At 39.2% G+C, this 617-nt stretch carries 2 tRNA genes; both read right to left on the reverse strand.

Annotated elements, in window-relative coordinates:
• Positions 1-177: 177 nt before the first annotated feature.
• Positions 178-250 (reverse strand) — tRNA-Ala (locus AC2JBO_RS45115).
• Between the two features lie 93 nt (positions 251-343).
• Positions 344-417: transfer RNA gene (locus AC2JBO_RS45120), tRNA-Ile, on the reverse strand.
• Positions 418-617: the final 200 nt, after the last annotated feature.

Consider the following 617-nt stretch of genomic DNA (forward strand, 5'->3'; position numbering starts at 1 on the left):
ACTTCAGTAATTAAGACAGTTACTGCCTACAATTTGCGTCACTATGCAGTTTTCAAGGTTCTTTACTGGATATACATCCAGCAGGCTGCGTTATCTTAATAACGGAAGTTGCTGAATTTTCCAATTCTCTTCTACCAACATTTATTCTAACTATTTCAAATAAATGCTTCATTAATGTGGAGGTTAGCGGACTCGAACCGCTGACATCCTGCTTGCAAAGCAGGCGCTCTACCAACTGAGCTAAACCCCCATACTTCAAGTTAAAAGTCAAAATCTAAAAACCAAAAGATAAATATAATTTCTTCTTTTTACTTTTTACTTTGCTCTTTTTACTTGTTTCAGGTGGGCCATCCTGGACTCGAACCAGGGACCTCACCCTTATCAGGGGTGCGCTCTAACCACCTGAGCTAATAGCCCATAATCGAACCTAATATACAGTTTGATAGCCACAATTGCATTTACAACCGACCTAGGAATGACACTATTTTAGACTTAACTATCTAACTTCAAATTCTGAATCTTTCAATCCAAAATCTCAAATCAACAATCTAAAATGGGTAGGTCTCCCTAAAAAGGAGGTGATCCAGCCACACCTTCCGGTACGGCTACCTTGTTAC

The organism is Calothrix sp. CBUCES-K 9914, assembly GCF_059640475.1.